This is a genomic window from Leptospira stimsonii, assembly GCF_003545885.1.
Classification (GTDB): domain Bacteria; phylum Spirochaetota; class Leptospiria; order Leptospirales; family Leptospiraceae; genus Leptospira; species Leptospira stimsonii.
Genome location: NZ_QHCT01000004.1, coordinates 345,339 through 363,070, shown reverse-complemented (window position 1 = coordinate 363,070; position 17,732 = coordinate 345,339). Strand labels below are relative to the sequence as shown.

The 17,732-nt window shown below is 44.0% G+C and carries 16 protein-coding genes; 12 read left to right on the top strand and 4 right to left on the bottom strand.

What is annotated here, in order from left to right:
* The first annotated feature begins 40 nt into the window (after positions 1-40).
* The 3 genes from DLM75_RS16220 to DLM75_RS16210 all read left to right on the top strand — a co-directional run bounded on the left by DLM75_RS16220 (position 41) and on the right by DLM75_RS16210 (position 5,260).
* On the top strand, positions 41-1,198 hold the full coding sequence (locus DLM75_RS16220; protein ID WP_118969633.1) for a lactonase family protein: 1,158 nt from the start codon (positions 41-43) through the stop codon (positions 1,196-1,198).
* A gap of 274 nt (positions 1,199-1,472) precedes the next feature.
* Positions 1,473-3,176 (top strand): FG-GAP-like repeat-containing protein, encoded by a 1,704-nt coding sequence (locus DLM75_RS16215; protein ID WP_118969533.1) that lies wholly within the window; start codon positions 1,473-1,475, stop codon positions 3,174-3,176.
* 284 nt (positions 3,177-3,460) lie between these two features.
* Entirely contained in the window at positions 3,461-5,260 is a 1,800-nt protein-coding gene (locus DLM75_RS16210; protein ID WP_147456648.1) for a methyl-accepting chemotaxis protein, read from the top strand.
* A 12-nt stretch (positions 5,261-5,272) separates the two neighbouring features.
* Here the strand turns inward: DLM75_RS16210 and DLM75_RS16205 are convergent, their stop codons facing one another.
* Positions 5,273-6,220 (bottom strand): porin OmpL1, encoded by a 948-nt coding sequence (locus DLM75_RS16205; RefSeq protein ID WP_118969531.1) that lies wholly within the window; start codon positions 6,218-6,220, stop codon positions 5,273-5,275.
* Between the two features lie 69 nt (positions 6,221-6,289).
* Here DLM75_RS16205 and DLM75_RS16200 point away from each other — a divergent pair, with 69 nt between their 5' ends.
* A complete protein-coding gene (locus tag DLM75_RS16200; protein WP_118969530.1) occupies positions 6,290-6,604 on the top strand; it encodes a hypothetical protein in 315 nt (104 codons plus the stop codon).
* Positions 6,605-6,807: 203 nt separating this feature from the next.
* Here the strand turns inward: DLM75_RS16200 and DLM75_RS16195 are convergent, their stop codons facing one another.
* Together DLM75_RS16195 and DLM75_RS16190 are read right to left on the bottom strand one after the other, a co-directional pair.
* The gene (locus DLM75_RS16195) at positions 6,808-7,656 is read right to left on the bottom strand and encodes a class I SAM-dependent methyltransferase (protein ID WP_118969529.1); all 849 of its coding nucleotides are present in this window, start codon (positions 7,654-7,656) and stop codon (positions 6,808-6,810) included.
* 443 nt (positions 7,657-8,099) lie between these two features.
* On the bottom strand, positions 8,100-8,675 hold the full coding sequence (locus DLM75_RS16190) for a TetR/AcrR family transcriptional regulator (RefSeq protein WP_118969528.1): 576 nt from the start codon (positions 8,673-8,675) through the stop codon (positions 8,100-8,102).
* Between the two features lie 484 nt (positions 8,676-9,159).
* Between DLM75_RS16190 and DLM75_RS16185 the strand changes: the two genes are divergently transcribed.
* From DLM75_RS16185 to DLM75_RS16170, 4 genes are all read left to right on the top strand, one after another.
* On the top strand, positions 9,160-10,896 hold the full coding sequence (locus DLM75_RS16185; protein WP_158586482.1) for a mucoidy inhibitor MuiA family protein: 1,737 nt from the start codon (positions 9,160-9,162) through the stop codon (positions 10,894-10,896).
* A gap of 114 nt (positions 10,897-11,010) precedes the next feature.
* The gene (locus DLM75_RS16180) at positions 11,011-11,481 is read left to right on the top strand and encodes a PaaI family thioesterase (RefSeq protein ID WP_118969632.1); all 471 of its coding nucleotides are present in this window, start codon (positions 11,011-11,013) and stop codon (positions 11,479-11,481) included.
* A 76-nt stretch (positions 11,482-11,557) separates the two neighbouring features.
* On the top strand, positions 11,558-12,349 hold the full coding sequence (locus DLM75_RS16175) for a helix-turn-helix domain-containing protein (RefSeq protein WP_118969526.1): 792 nt from the start codon (positions 11,558-11,560) through the stop codon (positions 12,347-12,349).
* A 116-nt stretch (positions 12,350-12,465) separates the two neighbouring features.
* On the top strand, positions 12,466-13,104 hold the full coding sequence (locus DLM75_RS16170; protein ID WP_118969525.1) for a hypothetical protein: 639 nt from the start codon (positions 12,466-12,468) through the stop codon (positions 13,102-13,104).
* Positions 13,105-13,640: 536 nt separating this feature from the next.
* Here DLM75_RS16170 and DLM75_RS16160 read toward each other — a convergent pair.
* Positions 13,641-14,567, bottom strand: coding sequence for an NAD(P)/FAD-dependent oxidoreductase (locus DLM75_RS16160; protein ID WP_118969523.1), 927 nt, complete (start codon positions 14,565-14,567; stop codon positions 13,641-13,643).
* Between the two features lie 251 nt (positions 14,568-14,818).
* Between DLM75_RS16160 and DLM75_RS16155 the strand changes: the two genes are divergently transcribed.
* From DLM75_RS16155 to DLM75_RS16140, 4 genes are all read left to right on the top strand, one after another.
* Entirely contained in the window at positions 14,819-15,736 is a 918-nt protein-coding gene (locus tag DLM75_RS16155; protein WP_118969522.1) for a LysR family transcriptional regulator, read from the top strand.
* Positions 15,737-15,916: 180 nt separating this feature from the next.
* Positions 15,917-16,258 (top strand): ArsR/SmtB family transcription factor, encoded by a 342-nt coding sequence (locus DLM75_RS16150; RefSeq protein ID WP_118969521.1) that lies wholly within the window; start codon positions 15,917-15,919, stop codon positions 16,256-16,258.
* A gap of 1 nt (position 16,259) precedes the next feature.
* Positions 16,260-16,730 (top strand): SRPBCC domain-containing protein, encoded by a 471-nt coding sequence (locus tag DLM75_RS16145; RefSeq protein WP_118969520.1) that lies wholly within the window; start codon positions 16,260-16,262, stop codon positions 16,728-16,730.
* A 111-nt stretch (positions 16,731-16,841) separates the two neighbouring features.
* Positions 16,842-17,651: an alpha/beta fold hydrolase gene (locus tag DLM75_RS16140; protein ID WP_241547949.1), complete on the top strand. Its 810-nt coding sequence runs from the start codon at positions 16,842-16,844 to the stop codon at positions 17,649-17,651.
* Positions 17,652-17,732: the final 81 nt, after the last annotated feature.

Genomic DNA, 17,732 nt, shown 5'->3' with positions numbered 1-17,732 from the left:
ATTCCTTGAAAACACCAAGAAGACCGCTCGAGCCGAAAGAATGAACCGTAGACTATTCCTTTTTTGCATACTTCCTTTTTATCTCGTATCCTGTACGATTTGGCCCGCCTTAACCATTTTTGCTTCGAATGAAAAAGAGGCGGATTCGGATTTAACACCCTTGGCTTTTCTTCTTTTAACACAGAGCGGAGGTCCGCAAGAGACTCCCAATCTTCTGTATGTCACCAACTTTAACGCAAACACGGTCACATACTTTAACGCAAAGACGGGCGCGTATCTCAATGGAACTCTTGCTAATTCCAGTTTTGCGACTCCCGCGGGGCCTAATTTTGTCGCGGTCAATCCGATCGCAAACGTTGTCTACGTTACGAGTCAAACCGCGAGTTCGATCACATACTTGGATGCAAAGACGGGCGCATACATCAATGGAACTCTCGCGAACTCGACCTTTGCAACGGGAACGGATCCCTATTCGATCGCAGTCGATGCGAACGCAAATCTAGTCTATGTTACCAACTCGACTTCAGGTACCGTGACATTTTTCGACGCGAAAACCGGAGCGTATCGGAACGGAACCCTCGCGAACTCCAGCGTTGCGACGGCGGGAAACACACCGATGGCGATCGCGCTTGATCCAACTGCGGATCGAATGTATATTACAAATTTTGATTTGGACGACGTCTCCTATTACACAGCTTCTACCGCTATCTTATCCGCGAGTTTTAATACTGAGTCCGGTCCGACTTCAATCGCGATCCATCCTTCCGCGAATCTTTTGTACGTGGGAAACAATGCGGGTAACTCGGTTACTTTCTACAACGCGACGAACGGCGCTTATATCAATGGAACGCTTACCAATTCCAGTCTTCCCGTTGGAGTCGGCCCCGTTTCCATCGCAGTCAATCCTTCTTCCAATATTTTATATTCGGCAAATCAGACGGCGCAAACGGTTAGTTATCACAACGCAATCAACGGTGCTTTTCTAAACGGAAACCTCGCAAACTCCAGCTTCCAAACGGGAACCGGAGCTTCAAGCGTTGCGGTCAATCCGATTGCGAACCTAGTGTATGTGACCAATTCTACCTCTGCGACCGTTACTTTCTTCAATGCTACCACGGGTGCGTATCTCAACGGAACCCTTTCGAACTCGAGCTTTCCAACAGGAACGGGACCTTCTTGGGTTGCCGTAAATCCGTAAACGAATCCGCTCTCATTTGATGAGGCCGAGATTTTGTCCGCGTATCCCTCGTTCGAGGGATTTTTTTCTGATACGGAAGTAGAAATGTTAAGCGAAATGCGTTATTCTGCATGAATCGCGAAGAAGTTAAGAAATAACTTTTAAACGCTGATAGAAATCAGCTTTTCATTTTTACCCACCATCCCAATGTTTTTCCAATCGACTTGGAAAGTTCTCCAAAAAGAAGAATCTTTGTAATTTCCTTGGAGTTATTTTCGTTTTTCATATTATTATTTTGAAAAGAATCCAAAAATTCAATGGCTCCGCCGTTTTCCTTTCGCTTTGGTTGATGGGTTGTGTAAAACCGATCTTCAATCCGGAGATTACGTTTTCGCGCGCCTGGACGGAAACTGAAATTCTAAAATGTCTTCTTTCCGGATCTTGTCTGGGTCAAACTCAACCCACTCTGAAAGTCGCAAATCTTTCTTCTTCTCGAAATTCAATATTAGAATCCGGTTTTATAGTCGGAACGGCGAACGACGATTTATCGAGTATCGAAGTGAGCCTGGATGCCGGACCATTCTTACCCGCAACCGGAACGGTCCAATGGCGTTATCTCATTCCTTCTTCTTGGAAAGCTGGGAGTTTTCATTCCATCCAAGTGCGAAGCAGGGATTTCTCCGGAAATCCTTCCGGGATTCTGAATTACGGTATGTGGAAAGGAAAGAACAAAGACGTCAATGGAGACGGCTTTCCCGATATCGCGATCGGAGCTTCCTTATTTTCTACCACAAGAAACGGTGACATCTATCTCTATTACGGACTTGGAATGGGAGGATTCAATCCCACAAACGCAACGATGGCTAACGTGATCATCACGGGAGATGCGGCCGCTTCCTTCGGATATGCGCTTCAACTAGGGGACGTAAACGGAGACGGTTTTGCGGATCTCGTAGCAGGCGGTTCTTTCGAATACGGAGGAGCAAACGGGAAAGTATATATCTTCTATAGCAACGGAACGAGCGGAATTTTTGCATCTAGTTTTGCAAACGCGAATTTGGTTCTCAACGCGGGTGCTTCCACAACACTCGGGTATTCTCTCTCTTTAGGGGACGTGAACGGAGACGGAATAACGGATATCGCGACGAGCGGTTACGTTGGATCCGGCATCGCTCAAATTTATCACGGAGGAACCGGCGGTGTTTCCCCTGCTCCCAATACTTCGATCGTCGGACCTGGAACGAACTTCGGTTCGGCGATTCGATTGGGTGATCTGAACGGCGACGGATTTTCCGATTTGATCGTGAACGGAAATACATATAGCGCTTCTTCCGGTAGACTCTGGATCTTTCACAGCGGGCCGGGCGGAATCACTGCGACCAATACTGCAACTCCTACGCTGACTCTTACCGGCGCTTCGCCGAATGATACGTTCGGAATCTCCATGGAAACCGGCGATATCAACGGAGACGGATTCGAAGATTTGATCGCCGCTTCCCCAGGCTATTCCGGATCGAACGGAAGGGTCTATACGTTTCATGGAAGCTCGAGCGGACTCACCGCCGTATCCGTGAGCGGAGCGAATCAAACTCTTACAGCCGGCACAGCCGCAGAATCCTTCGGCGGCAGTTTAGCGTTAGGCGATGTAAATGGAGACGGATTCTCGGATCTCGCCGTAAGCGCCACAAACTTCAATGCAGGACTTGGAAAAACAGTCGTCTTTCATTCGACTGGAACAACGATCTCCGGAGCCACCTCCACAATCATCGAAGGAGAATCACCGGGAGACACCTTTGGAGTCGGAGCCTTTGGCGATTGGAACGCAGACGGATTTGCGGACTGGATCGCGGGTGCGGCAGGAAATACGACCAGTTCCGGTCGAGCCTATCTTTTCTACAGTCAAGGAGCGAGCGGACTCGATGTGTCCTTGGCCGCGAGCGCAAACTTGGCAATCTCGGGGCCGACGAATTCTCTTTTCGGATCAACGTTCAGTCGATAAGAATCGATCCCAAGGAATATTCATCATATTGAATGAATATTCTATTTTTATAATTCATAAATCATCTCCAATCAAACTAAAACAAACATCAATTCGGGGTTTCCCTCAGACGGAATGATCGGTTCTTTTTTAGGAACGAAAACTGGTGATATAAAAAACATTCTTTCTCAGAACCCCGTATTCAAAAAGAATCAGGAAATTTATTTTTGACTTATTCGAGAAGATCCTTTGTATATAGTCTGACCCGAGACGGAGAATTCGGTCCGGTTCAAAAGAGGCCTTTCATGTCCGACGAATCCAGATTTCTCCTTCGACTTTCCCTAAAATTGGAAGCGATCACCTATTTGCAAGGTGTGCCGATCGGAATCGTTTTTATCGTAGTCGCGGGCGGATTTACAGGCGAAAAGCTCGTTTACTTTTTAGAAGGGGTATTGACCGCGACTCTGATCACTCTGTTCGTATTGTTCATTCGTTGGCAAATCTTAAGAAGAATCTTGACTCATCCTATTTCTAAAAATACCGATCCCCCGTCGATCGAAGTGTCCGCTCAAAAGAGAAAAATCTCCTTATTGAATTTTCCTCTATTGGAAGTAGCCATCACCGTTGCACAATGGACTATTGGAATTGGAATCGCCTATTTCACGACAAACGCACTCATTCCTCTGACGATACAAGAAACGTTACTCTATCCGATTCTTTGGTGTATGATTATCGGTATCGTAGCATGTTCTCACTTTTTCGTATCGGAAATCGAAATCTCTTCGATCTTACAAAATGCGGACTTAGAAAAAGTCGAATTGGATCCGAAGCAATATCACAAAGTGACATTAGAACAAAGATTCATCTATACTCTTTCTTCGATCGTCCTATTGCCGATCATATTTCTGACGTACTTCCTATTGGTATTAAGAGGTTCCTACTCGGAAGCGTATCCGATCGAGTATGCTCTGTTTGTGGCTTTTCTTCTTTTGGCATTGATGATATTCACAACGTCCAAATTATTCTTAAGTTCCTTAAGGAAGAATTCAAATGCGATATCCGAAATCGTAAGTGCGATCGCATCGGGGAATATCCAGAGTTCGATGGCCCTGATCTCAAGCGACGAGATCGGACAAGTGAGCCATAAGATGAGCGCGTTCCTTTCCAAAATGAATTCGGTTGTAATGGCGATACGAAGCGAAGCGAGAACCCTGCAGGAACGATCGGATATCCTTGCAAACGATACGCAAAAATTTTCAACTCAGGCCCAAGACCAAGCGGCCTCATTTGAAGAATTGGCATCTGCGGTCGAAGAATTATCCGCTAGCGGTACATCGGTTCTCCATCAGGCGAACAATCAGGAAGAACGGGTTCGAATCGCGGAAGACGCGGTTCAAGAACTCAGCAACGCGATCGGAGCGATTCATCAAGAATCCGGCTTCGCAAAAAAGGAAGCGAGTAGAATGGCCAGCTTTGTCGAAACAGGAAGAGAATCGATAGAAAGATCCGTTCGCACCATGTCCAAAATTGAAACCAGTACGGACAAGATGGGATCGGCGCTAACGATCATTCTTGCGATCGCGGATAAGCTCAAATTACTTTCGATCAACGCTTCGATCGAAGCGGCGAGATCCGGCGAAGCCGGCAAAGGATTCAGCGTGGTCGCGGAGGAAATTTCGAAATTGGGAGAGAATACGAATAGCAACGCGGTAAGAATTCAAAGTCTGATCGAGGACGCAACCACACGTGTCAAAGAAGGGGCGCACGATATGGCGGAGTCCGCGGAGTCGTTTACGAAAATCGAAGTGAGTATCAAACAATCGATTCCTATGGTCGAAAAAATCTCCGCGCTTTCTCTGCGGCAACTTTCGGCGAACGAAGCGGTCAAACAAAATTTCGATTTGATCAATCGTTTGGCCGCTGATATCAAAAACTCCACGCAGGAACAATCTCTGACCCTAACCGAATTTGCGGAATCCGTTCTTCGTCTTTCACAAAATACACAAGCCGTATCTACAAATTCGGATAATATCAACGTACTCGCCTCACAACTCGCAGGGCAATCACAGGTTCTCAATCGCGAAGTGGATTACTTCCGTAAATGAAACAACATAGACTTAGAGTTCTTGTTTAAAACCGAACCGATAAACTTGACCGCCCACTACAATGGAGAATGCGGGATACGGAGAAATATTCACCGCACCGCCTACTGTTTGCGATTTCCCTACGGAATAGGCTTCGGAAAGAATCGTTTCAACTTCGATGAATACGTGACCTTTTTCCGAAACACGAGCTTGTGTTCCGATCAAGAAGTTAGGCGCAAAGCCGGAAGCACGAAAGCGTGTGTGTTCGCGTGTTGAAACCGGATCCGTACCGTCGCTCACGAGATTTGCCAAAGTGGAAAGCCCAACCGCGCTGAGAACATCGTATCCCGCCTTGATATTGTTCGTACCATTTAAAGACCAGCCGCCGTTGAAATAATTGATACCCGCGCCCAAATAAATAGCCGTATCTTCCGTAAAATTAATTTTGAGGCCGACGGTGGCTGGAATGACGACAGAACTGAATCCCCAAGTGATATCGACCAAACTGATACCAAGCATATCCGCTTTGGTAATACCACCGGCAATTTTTTGTGTGTATTCGGCCGCGATCCTCCAAAAGAAATACTTCGCAAAATCGGATTCGTAACCGACCATCAAGTTTCCACCAACCATGGCGCCTTTTGTGCTTCTCGCGTTGATAAGACCTCCCGTAGTGCGCTCCAAAATGATGAGCCTATTTTCAGAAGGAACCGCGCGTCGAACTCCGACACCGAGATACGTTCCCGTGCCTGCGGCCTTCGAAGGATCTTGAACACAACCCGAATCGACTCCTACGGAACAAGGATTCGAAGATCGTACGGGCCCGAAATACGTAGCCGCGTCGATTCCATCCTTCGTGATTGTGCTTCCCATTTCACCTAAATCCAATTGCAGACCAAGACCTACGATCGCATAGGACTTAGCAGAAACGCTCATTGTCGAAAAAAATACGACCGCCAAAAACAGTAACCTACGACTCATGGATAAACTCCTCTTACACCATTTCTCTAATTTAAATAGACCACTAGTCTATTTTATTTGAAACAGACCATGAGCGAATCCATATGGAAGTCAAGTTACAAATCCGAAAGAGGAACAAAGCGTTGTTATAGAGCCGAATCGAATCGATTCAATCAAAAAAAGGGAATGAACGTTCTAGAAAGCGGAGTCAACAAAGGTGTGGTTGCACAAAGAAGAATGTTGAAAAGGAACGATTCAAAAATAATCAGAATCCACATCGGGGAAATCTACAAAGACAACCCCTTCCTATTGAATTCTTACACTCTCACACAGACGGACGAAAGGACGATCTATCGGAAAAGTCCGAAAAAAAAACCCACGTTCCACTCCCTGTTTCCCCGTTGAAAATGGAACATGAGAAAATAATAGACTACGATATGCAAAATTACTATGTAAAATAGTGCGAAGTAGTACAAAAGGTAATTTTTTTTAAGCTCCATCCTGTCCGGTTCTCCCTGAATCGAAAATAATTAGTTCATTCGAATATCATTTTATTCTAATTATTATTTTCACAAAAACGGAAACGATCACAAGCCGATCAAGAATCTTCAGGATTTTTCTCCCCAGACAACCAAGGCGCTCGATTCGATCTGAACGTCTCCGCTGGAATACTTTTGATTTACGGATTGAAACACTTCTTCCTTAATTTTCTCTTTTAAATTTTCGTCGGCTTTGGAAAGGGCCGCAACAATCGGAGCCGCTACTTCGGTCATCACGTTCCAATACGTTTCCGCGGTTTGACACTTGAGTTTGCCGTCGACTTCTTTGACAAAAACATTCTTCAGACCTACCTCTCGAAACAGATTGAAGATGAGATTTTTTTCGGAACAACGAAACATTCCCGGAGCGCCTGGAATGGGAGCGGGTAAGTTCATATTCTTTTGAATCGCACCCATCACGGCGGTGATCCAAAAATTCTTATCCGGAACATTCCAAACCGAGGTTGCGACTTTTCCACCCGGTTTCAATACACGAAACATTTCGCTCGCGGCGAGTTTCATATCGGGAAAAAACATAAAGCCGAATCTACAACTGATCGCGTCGAAGGTGTTATCGGGAAAAGGAAGTTCACTCACGTCACAAGCCTGTGTCTCGATGTTCGTAATACCTCGACGTCTCGCGTTTTCCTTTGCCACGATAAGCATATCTTCCGCGAGATCGGTGATGAGGACGGATCCATCCTTGACCAAAGTAGCAATCGTCAAACCGGGTTCGCCCGTTCCCGCGGCTATATCCAAAACTCGATCCGTCTTTTTCAGATCCAGCCTGCGAATGATTTCATCTCCCATCGGCTTCAAAAAATCCATAAACAGGTCGTCCCATTTCTTCCAACCCGGGGAGAATCGATTCCAAGATTCCTTTTGTTGTTCTCGTATTTCTTGTAAGTGAAGTTCCATTTAGAATCTTGCTTCCTTTTGAAAATTTTGTTATCCCGTCCAATCCGCGGTCTGAAAAACTCTGATCCCACTTTTACTGATTAATCAGTAAGCCTCGCTCGAAAATAAAAAGACTTCAAATCACCCTGGAAACCCCAATCCTTTCGGAATGGGTATCCGACCCAATGGCCCATGAGAATCGACTAGGAAAAAAATTCCGATAAAAATCGCCCACTCCATTCGAGGCAAAAATAACTTCGAAAGAGAAGGGTCCAAATTTTGTGGACATTACTGAATTCAAAACAGAACCACTCTTCCTATAAGTCGAATTCCCATTTTCAAAAAAGCGAATTCTTCCCTAAGACATAGAACTTACTGATCGATCAGTAAGTCAATAAAAAATTTAGAACCATCAACGGGAATTTTTAAGATCCAGGAGAGAATTCTCTCTTGTCACCTTTTTTTTAGGATTTTACATCTTTCGATAAGAGGTTGGCAATCCTTTCTGCAAATTCCGCCGTAGGGAAATCGGTCACCTTATTGAACTGAAGACTCCCAAAAAGTTGTCCATAACCGAAGCTGGCGGACATAAAGAGCCACGAGAGAAGTTTCGTTGTTTCCGAATCGGAAACGTATCGCCCGGTTTCGGTGACGAGAGCGGAATGAATCGCCTTTAATTTTCCATGGATCACCTCTCGATCCGCGTCCGTAAAATTCGGAAACTCCGCCAAAAGCCAGCGCTCTTTTCGAACCGTGTCCGAATCGTGCCCGCACACCCGCAGAGCAATCTGAGAAAACAATTCCTGAAGCGACTTTGCGGATTTGCCCACTTCCACAATTTGTTCCGGATCGGGTAAATGCGAATACAGTACAACCTTACGAATCGCTTCCTTCCCTTCCGGAAAATAGTAATAGAGAGCCGCCGTAGTACAACGCGCCTCTTCAGCAATGAGTTTTATCGAAACCGAATTGTAGCCGCGTTTGATAAAGAGCGAACCGGCCACATTTAAGATCGTCTCGCGTAAACCTGTTTCTTGCATAGTGATAGGACTTACCTTGTCTAAAGATTGAAAAATAAATGCGCTTTGCAAAGTACCTGATGGAATTCTTAGCCCCTGTCAATCTAATTTTAAAAAGACGGGGAAACCCTCCGCATTCTTTCTTTCGCTCCGTATTTTTCGAAATCTAAGGTTAGACGTCCGTTTTTCCGGTTCCATTCTTTTCCGATTTGTTGGAAACGATCCACGCTAAAATATACGAATAAAGGATCCCGTCTCGTATCAATCGAATAATCGTATGTATTTTAGTTTATCTTGTTTTTCTAATATTCTAATAAAAAACGAGCTAACCCGTATGTGGATCCTATTTAGAATCATGTTCGACGGGAAAACAGGAAGGAACGACCAATTTTCCCGAATGAGAAGAATCGAAGTCCCATTTGTGATTGCCAAATTTTCGAAAATAGGAAACCATTTTTAGTCCGTATCGATCTTTTTAGTCGATAGAATGAAAGACGAGGATCCAATGAAACCATTTCCTAAAACTGTACAAAAATCGAATTCAAAAAGAATTCTTCCATCCGCAATATTTCTCTTTCTCTTGCCGTTCTTTTTTCTAAATGCGGAAGACCAGGATTCTTCCCGAGTCATTGGTAAAATCCAATCCGTAACAATTTTCTCCGATCGAGCCCTCGTTCGGAGAAACCAAGATGTAAAACTTCAGGGAGAAGAAACGACGCTTCGTTTTGTCCGTTTACCCGCCGCCGTGATTCTCGATTCGATTCGGGCTTCCTCCGAGGGAACCCTAAACATTTCGTCCGTTTCCATTCGTACGATTCCCGCTGGAGAAGATTCCGAAATCACAAACGATCCTCTAAAAAAGAAAATGGTTTCGATTCAGCAAGAGATTCGTTCCGAAACGGATCGACAAACGAGTTTCCGTGAACAGTTAAAACTTCTCTCGAGTTTCGGACAGTTGACAACCGAAGAATCGGATCGACAACTCCGTTCGAATGCCGTTGACGTAAAGAATTGGTCCACTAGTCTGGAATTCTTAGAAAATCGCAGAAACTCTTATCTTGAAAAAATTCAAAGATCCGAAGAAAGATTAGAACAATTGAATAAAGAATTCGCGCAAGCGAACTCCGCATTCTTACGAATGGCCGATGCAAAACGTTGGTCCCAATCCGAAGTCGAGGTAGTTTGTTCCGGCAAGCCGGGTTCCAAAGGTTCGATCTCCATCGAGTATTTAGTCTCGAACGTTTCTTGGAGAGGAATTTACGATCTCCACGGTTCTTCCGAAGGAGGAGATTTCCGTTTAGAATCCCGAGTGGCTCTTCGCCAATACACTGGAGAAGATTGGAAGAATGTGGACATCACGATTTCGAGCGCGAAACCTTCCGCCGCAATCTCCTTACCTCTTCTTCGACCTTGGAGAGTGAGCCAAGGAAGTTTGTCTCAGCCCGGTAGCAATAAAAATACGTTCAACTCGGACGAACAAAACCCGAGCGACGCCGAAGTCTCAGAGGGAGAAGAAGATTCCGCCAACTTTACATTCCGTTTACCTAATAGAGAAACGGTCGTCAGCGATAACTCAGAACACAGGATTTCGATGGACAGCGCGCAGATCAAGGGCTCGGTTTCCCACGTGGCGATCCCTACTCTTTCCAATTTCGTGTTTCTCAAAGCAAAATTTAAGAATACTACGAAGATGCCCTTACTCTGGAACGACGTAAAGGTTTTTATGGACGGTAGTTTTATAGGAAGTTATACTCCCGGAAATAGAACCGCAGTGGGTCAAGAATTCGAAATGTATTTAGGACCCGATCAACGAATGAAACTCAAGAGAACCCTTCTGAAAGGTGAAGTCGCAGGCGCCGGTTTTTTGGGCAAAACCGTACAGATCGAAAATCAATGGCAGATCGAAGTTTCCAATTATACGAAGCGACCGAGACAGGTCCTCGTTTACGATCAATTCCCCGTATCTGCGGACCCGAACATCTCCACGAAATTTTTGGGATCGAATCACGAAAGTTTAAAGAAAGACGCAAATGGGACTCTCTCTTGGGCGCTTCTCGTCAAACCGGGTGAAAGAGAAAAATTCGATTTTTCTTATTCGATTGAAATTCCCCAGTCAATGTGGACCAGTTTGGAAAACATTCGAGAGGATCGTAAGACTTCCAATGAAATCGACGATCTCAAAGAAAGGAACGCTCCCGCAAGTCCGAAAAAAATCTATAACTTAGAAAGAATTTTTAAATAAAGGAAAGATTCTCTTTTTCTAAATTGAGGTTTCGAATTTCGCAGGAATTGCATGTTTTTCCAAGACCCAAAAAACGAAACGTGTTATTCTTCTTCCATAGAAAGAGAGGAAAAAATGACCGTTTCCGAATTATTATATCATAATGTACCCACGGATCTTTTCACATTAAAGGAAGATTGTAGCCTCGTTGAACAAGCGCAGAACCTGATCGATCAATGTCATCCAGGCGCGACTAACATGAAAGTCCTCAAAGTTACATCCGAACTTTCGGAAGCGGACATACCGTACTCCCAGAGTAACCGCGCACTTCACGGATTTATGCACGGTGGTTGTTTTTTTAGCGTCGGCGATACGCTTACTTCGATCATGGCTTTCTTCCACGTGGAGAACGAAAGAGAAAGGACGTTTACGATGGATGCGACGATTCGTTATCTTCGTCCGGTGAGAACGGACACGGTGCGAGCCAAGGCAAGACTCGTTCGTAAGAATGGAAAACTTTTGGAATACGTTTGCGACTTTTTCAACGAAGAAAACAAAAGAGCCGCTCAGGCGAAATATAGATACGCGATTGCCGAACCGCGTTGATTTTTTTTCGCGATCGAATTCTCGGCGAGAAAGAGTTTTCTATTGCATCCTTTTCCTTTTCGAATAAGATGAATCGATGCAGAACGTAATCTGTGCGCTCAGAGGTGCGGTTCTATTTGTCGGAAAACTCCCGGACCTTTCCTTTCATTCGACTGTGACCTCGGCTACGGTAGTCGGTCTCGATCGTGAAATCAAAAAAAGAATCAAAGGAACCGAAGAATGGATGAGCGCTCGTTGTTTTGTATTCGATGGTGCATTGAGTCACGAAACCATTCTAAGCGGAACGGTAGGAATTTTATTCGCCGATCCGGGAAGTGAAATCGGAGCGATCCTCGCCGAAGAAGCCGGACCGAAAGGACTTTCCGAAAATCCCCTTTGGGCGCCGGAATTGATCGCTACTTGTGAAGAGATTCTCAAAACAAACTCGGAATGTTATCCTGAGATTCTGAACGACTCCTTTCCCTTCAATCGTTTGCTTCCCGCAAAAAACATCCAAGACGATGATCGACTAATTCATGTTTTGCGAAAGCTCGTCGAGAATCCGGAAGAGACTGTAAACGTTGACGAGCTTGCTCGAGAAATCGGAATGTCCGCCTCCTGGTTACAACACGAATTTAAGAACGTGGTCGGTTTGCCACTCCGTGCGTTTCGCAAATGGTTCCGTATCAAGACCGCCGTCATCGCACTCAAACAAGGAGCCTCCCTCGCGGATGCCGCACTGAGCGCCGGATTTTATGATCAGGCACATTTTACGAATGTATTTCGGGAAATATTCGGGATCTCCCCATCGACCGTTTTTGGAAAAGGAGAACCGATCCATTGGTATATTCAAAACGAGGAATTGGACAGGATCATTACCGCTCGTTAATCGTTTCTGGTAAGGATTCGGATTCCCGAATTTTTGTGAGTTCGTTTCATTTTTCCAAATGCACTTCAAGTTAATCTTGACCACTCTCACTTCCTATCGATACCTATCTTTCCAAGATGACTCAGGACATTGATCTTTACCTCAGAAGAAGCATTTTGGATCCGTTTCAAAAAAGACTTCGGATCGATTCGAAAAACGTTCAATACGGCGATAAACAATTTCGCTGTCATGATATCAAAGAGATCCGATACGGAATCACTCAACTCTACATCAACGGGATCAAGGCCAATCGTATCTACTCGATCGGACTCAAAGACGGAAAAAATCAGACGATTCAAATCGGATTTCAATCGCTTCGTATTTTTGTGACCAACAAAAAAATCGAGGATCGATATCTTCAAATCATAGATTCTCTTTGGGAACATGTAACTAAAAAGTTAGCCCAAGAAGCGCTCGAAAATTTAGAGAACGGAAGACCGTATAAGGTGAAGAATTTAGAGATCACTCCTCGCGGAGTCAACATGCACGTCGTGAAATGGTTTAAAAAGAACGAGGATCATTTCGTGGAATGGAAAGATCTCCGAAAGTATTCTCAAGAAGGACACCTGCATTTGTTTGCCGATTCCAATCCGAAAATCAAAATCAAAATCAATTTTCAAACCGTTTGGAATGCCCCTGTTTTGGCTTCCGTTTTAGAAACCTTATGGCAGGACGGTAGAGCCTATTCGTTGGCGGCCTCACACGATCGATTTTAAGGAATTTCCTATAATTCTTCATAAACTATTTTGTTGCAGGAGAATATTCTACTATTCTTAACTACCGATTGATCGCGCCACGTCCGGACCAAGACGGCGCCTGCACGGTGAGAATGAGAATTTTCTAAACGGAAGAACCTCGTAGAGAATGAAAGGCACCTCCTGAGCAAAGTCGATTTTATCGCTTCTCGAAAGGAGGTGGAAATTGATTACAATCCCAACGACTTTCCGAGAATTGAAAAACGAATCCATGAACGAAACAATCCGTGAGTTCAAGACGACCTCTAATACGGAATAGAATTCCAACCACCGGATGAAAGAAGAATTCAATCGCCCATTTGAATCGAGCGAAGAAATAAGATCCATTCCGCATCACGTTCTATGCAAGTCCATACAGATGAGTTTTCGTTCTTCTTGACCTTTCCTTTTACACAATCGTAAAAAGAAAAGAGAACTCGTTTCATACGTTTTCCGAAGGAAGTCCTCATTCTCCTTAAACAACGAAGAGATTCTTCGAAATACGGAGCTAAACATTCTTATTCGGCTAAATTCTTCGTAAACTCTTCTCCCAGTAACGCCGAGACGACTCCGGCTCCAGCCGTAGCACCCGAAGCAGATGCCAATAAGACGGAATGGGCGGGACTCACGTTATCTCCGCAGGCAAAAACGCCTTCGACAGAGGTCGCCCCTCTTTCATTCACTTTATAAAAACCGAACTGGTTTTTTTCACAACCCAGGGTTTCGCCGATCCGGGATTTGAGCGCAAACGGGAACGTTGGGTGAAAGAAAACCGCTTCCCTTTTCACAACTTCACCGTTTTCGAGAGAAACCGCTTTCAGCCTTTCTCCTTCGTAAAGAAAACCGGAAATTTTCTCTTCAATCAATTTAACTCTATTACGTTTTAATAATCCTTTTTCCTCCTCGCCAAAAAAAGCCTTCCCATTCGTAAAAAGAATGAGATCGGAAGCAAGGTCGTTTACAAGCGGTAACATATGAAACGTCAGCTCGTTATTGGAAATCAAACCTAAGCGGGAACCTCGAATTTCAAAGCCATGACAATAAGGACAATGAAAAATCGATTTCCCCCAGAGTTCCTGAAAACCGGGCACAGGCAACGGCTTATCTTCTACACCGTAAGCAAGAATGACTTTCCGAAAATGAAAAATTTCTCCGGATAAAAACGTTGCGACAAAACCAAGATCGGATTTTTCAACGGATAAGACGGATCCCTCAAAAAATTGAATCGACTTATACTTTTCCAAGTCCTTCCTTACCATTTTTCTCCACTCAGCCGGGTGAATTCCGTCTCTTGTCGGAAAGTTATTCAGATGAGAAGACGGCGCATTGCGAGGACGACTATCATCGCAGACCAAAGCGGTTCTACTCATACGACCTAGGGACATTCCGGCGCTCAACCCCGCCGGTCCGCCGCCGATAATCAAAACTTCATAATCAAATTTCATCCTATCCTCCTAACAATCAACGGAAATCGAACAGCAGAAGAAATTGAAATGCGCATAACGCATGTGTCTTAAACTAACTTCTCAAAATCGATTTTTCCGTTTTGATCTTTTTTTTAAATTCAAATCGATCCTATATAAAATTGAGACGAGGCGATACTAAAAAGTAAAGACTAATAAGAATAAAGTGTACGTTTTTTGAATTTATTTTTATTTAAATTGACTTATTGATACTATTTTGGTATCAATATGGAATGGATCTAACCAAACTAAAGTCATTCATAGTAGTCGCGGAAGAACTTAACTTTAGAAAGAGCGCGGAAATTCTCGGGATATCACAACCTCCTCTGACACGTTTGATCTCTTCCATAGAAGAAAAACTTTCCACAAAACTTTTTGAAAGAACGACTAGACAAGTAAAGTTAACCGGAGCGGGAGTTTATCTTTTGAAAGAAGGAAGGGAAATTATAGACAGAATGGATCATCTGGAAAGGGAAATTCGGTCCATCGGAAAACTCAAATCGGGAAATCTCAGTATCGGCTTTTCGATCACCACCTTTTTAGCAAGCCTCCCGCAGATAATCGGTGAATTTCGCGATCGATTTCCTAAGTTAAAATTTCAACTCCATCAAGAATCGAGAAATCGAATCCTCAAGGGTCTAAGATCGGGTCGGTTCGACGTTTGTTTTTTGGAAGGTTCCGTAACGGAGGAAGGAATCGAAAGACATTCGGTAAACGATGAAGGATTCGGAGTTTTAGTTCCCAAAAAACATCCTCTTGCAAAAAGAAAAGAAATCGAACTCAAAGAATTAAAAGACGAAACGATCATCCTTCATCCTAAAAAAGAAACCGGAAATTTTTATGATACCATCTTGCAGCTCTTCAAACAGAGCGGAATCAAGCCGAAAGTATATCTAAAAAAAGAAAGAGAAAGTTGTCCTATTTTGGTCGCCACCGGAAAAGGTTTATCTCTGACAATCCTGGGGGCTCAGAATTTCGTTCCCTCCGAAACTCAATTTGTTCCGATCAAAAAATTATATCTGCCCGTTTCCGTGTTCTGGATCTCCGAAAATAAAAACCCTTCGTTGAATACGTTTTTAAGTTTTGTCACCGAAAGTAGCTCAATCAAAAACAAAAAAGCGGAATGTCTAATGGATGTAATGAGACTTTGAGCGGAAGATAAGAATATTTTATTAGAAGATCGGCTCCGAAACGAAAGAATTCCTCTTCCATTCGGACTATCACCTTAAGGCACGAAAGAAAAAGAAACTTTTCGGCATACCCATCTCAAAATCGAGTAAAATAGTTAAGTAAATACTTGACTATTTTACCGCTTAGAAATACTTAAGAATATGCTTAACCATTCTACGCCGATAGATCGAGTGTTTTACGCACTTTCGGATCCGTCCCGACTCGCTATCGTGGAACGTTTGAGCAAAAAGGGAGCGTCCGTCAGCGAGCTTGCCGAACCCCTAAATATGAGCATGGCAGGCGTAGTTCAACATATTCGAATTTTAGAGGAAAGCGGACTCATCAAAACGCATAAGGTCGGACGCGTGCGCTCCTGCGAAATCGAAACGCGCTCCTTGGAATTGATCGAAGACTGGCTCAATCAACGTCGCAAGATGTGGGAAATAAATCTTGATCGATTGGGAGAATTTCTCGAAAGAACCAAAAAAGATAGGAAGAAGTAAAATGCAGAAACTTAAAGTTGCGCATGAAATATTCAGCATAGAAAAAATCTATCAAGCGGATTCCGAAACTGTTTTTTCCGCATGGAGCAATCTAGATTCCAAAGCTCAGTGGTTTATCGGACCGGGAGAGTGGAGCGTCGTAAAAAGGGAACTTGATTTTCGAGTCGGAGGGAAAGAAATTCTTCATGGTCGTTTCCCAAACGGGAAAGAAACTCTTTATAAAGCAGAATATTATAATATTCTTCCATATGAAAGAATCGTATTTACCTATCAAATGTATTTGGGAGAAAATATTCATTCGATTTCGATCGCCTCCGTCGAAATCGAAAGTATAAGTTCGGACGAGACGATGCTGACGTTTACGGAACAAGTCGCATTCTTAGATGGGACGATCGGAAGAGAAGGTTTGCTCTCTCGAAAAGAAGGTACGATGGCGCTTTTAGATAAAATCACGGAATTCTTGCGAAAATAAAAGACGGAGAAAAAAATGAAACACTTTCCTATTCTTATTTGTATCGCCTTATTCTTATTCGCCGTAAGTTGTTCGACAAAGGATCCGCTCTCAATCAGAGAACGTTCCTTCATGAAATCAGAACCTACACAAAAGGGACTCGTACCGATCGATGACATCCAGTTGTATTACGAGATTCATGGTAAGAACGACGGGATTCCTCTTGTCTTATTAAATGGAGGTGGCTCTACGATCGAAGTGACCTTTAGCAAAGTGCTTCCTATCTTCGCAAAACACAGAAAGGTGATCGCCTTAGACGAACAAGGTCATGGGAGAACGAGTGATCGGAAAGGACCGGTTCGATTCGAGACATCAGCGGAAGATGTTGTCTCCCTTCTTCAATATCTAAAGATCGATAAAGTGGACCTATTCGGTTTTAGCAACGGTGCGAGTGTCGCCTTACAAGTATCACTAAAACATCCGGAACTTGTTAGAAAACTTGTCTTTGCATCCTCGATTACAAAAAAAAGCGGCGCCTACCCGCAGTTTTGGGACTTTATGAAAAAGGCAACTTTCGAAACGATGCCACAGGCTCTGAAAGACGCGTTTTTGAAAGTAAATCCGGATCCCAAAAAACTCTATACCATGTTCGAGAAAGATCGTGAAAGGATGATCAATTTTAGTGACGTTAGCGACAAAGATATCGGATCCATTAAAGCGACGACCCTCATTGTCACAGGGGATCGAGACATCGGTAGACCGGAACACGCGATTGAATTGGCGCGAAAGATTCCAAATGCTCGCCTTCTCATTCTACCCGGCGGACACGGCGATTATTTAGGAGAAGCGATTCAGTATCAGGATGGAAGTTCTTTTCCAGCGATCACGGCCGCTCTTGTGGAAGGATTTCTTGGGCCTCCTGATTCGGAAAAAATTCCTTAATTTCCCATTAAACACATTCCATTTCCATTATATTCCAAATTGAATATGAGTGCCATTGGAATGGAAACTTCGGATCAACGC

Bases quoted from the DNA above. Each gene is read 5' to 3' on its own strand.
- DLM75_RS16155 (WP_118969522.1), top strand. From the start codon at position 14,819: ATGGATCTAACCAAACTAAAGTCATTCATAGTAGTCGCGGAAGAACTT.
- DLM75_RS16180 (WP_118969632.1), top strand. From the start codon at position 11,011: ATGACCGTTTCCGAATTATTATATCATAATGTACCCACGGATCTTTTC.
- DLM75_RS16195 (WP_118969529.1), bottom strand. From the start codon at position 7,656: ATGGAACTTCACTTACAAGAAATACGAGAACAACAAAAGGAATCTTGG.
- DLM75_RS16200 (WP_118969530.1), top strand. From the start codon at position 6,290: ATGAGCGAATCCATATGGAAGTCAAGTTACAAATCCGAAAGAGGAACA.
- DLM75_RS16170 (WP_118969525.1), top strand. From the start codon at position 12,466: ATGACTCAGGACATTGATCTTTACCTCAGAAGAAGCATTTTGGATCCG.
- DLM75_RS16220 (WP_118969633.1), top strand. From the start codon at position 41: ATGAACCGTAGACTATTCCTTTTTTGCATACTTCCTTTTTATCTCGTA.
- DLM75_RS16190 (WP_118969528.1), bottom strand. From the start codon at position 8,675: ATGCAAGAAACAGGTTTACGCGAGACGATCTTAAATGTGGCCGGTTCG.
- DLM75_RS16160 (WP_118969523.1), bottom strand. From the start codon at position 14,567: ATGAAATTTGATTATGAAGTTTTGATTATCGGCGGCGGACCGGCGGGG.
- DLM75_RS16150 (WP_118969521.1), top strand. From the start codon at position 15,917: ATGCTTAACCATTCTACGCCGATAGATCGAGTGTTTTACGCACTTTCG.
- DLM75_RS16205 (WP_118969531.1), bottom strand. From the start codon at position 6,220: ATGAGTCGTAGGTTACTGTTTTTGGCGGTCGTATTTTTTTCGACAATG.
- DLM75_RS16185 (WP_158586482.1), top strand. From the start codon at position 9,160: ATGAAACCATTTCCTAAAACTGTACAAAAATCGAATTCAAAAAGAATT.
- DLM75_RS16175 (WP_118969526.1), top strand. From the start codon at position 11,558: ATGCAGAACGTAATCTGTGCGCTCAGAGGTGCGGTTCTATTTGTCGGA.
- DLM75_RS16145 (WP_118969520.1), top strand. From the start codon at position 16,260: ATGCAGAAACTTAAAGTTGCGCATGAAATATTCAGCATAGAAAAAATC.
- DLM75_RS16210 (WP_147456648.1), top strand. From the start codon at position 3,461: ATGTCCGACGAATCCAGATTTCTCCTTCGACTTTCCCTAAAATTGGAA.
- DLM75_RS16140 (WP_241547949.1), top strand. From the start codon at position 16,842: ATGAAATCAGAACCTACACAAAAGGGACTCGTACCGATCGATGACATC.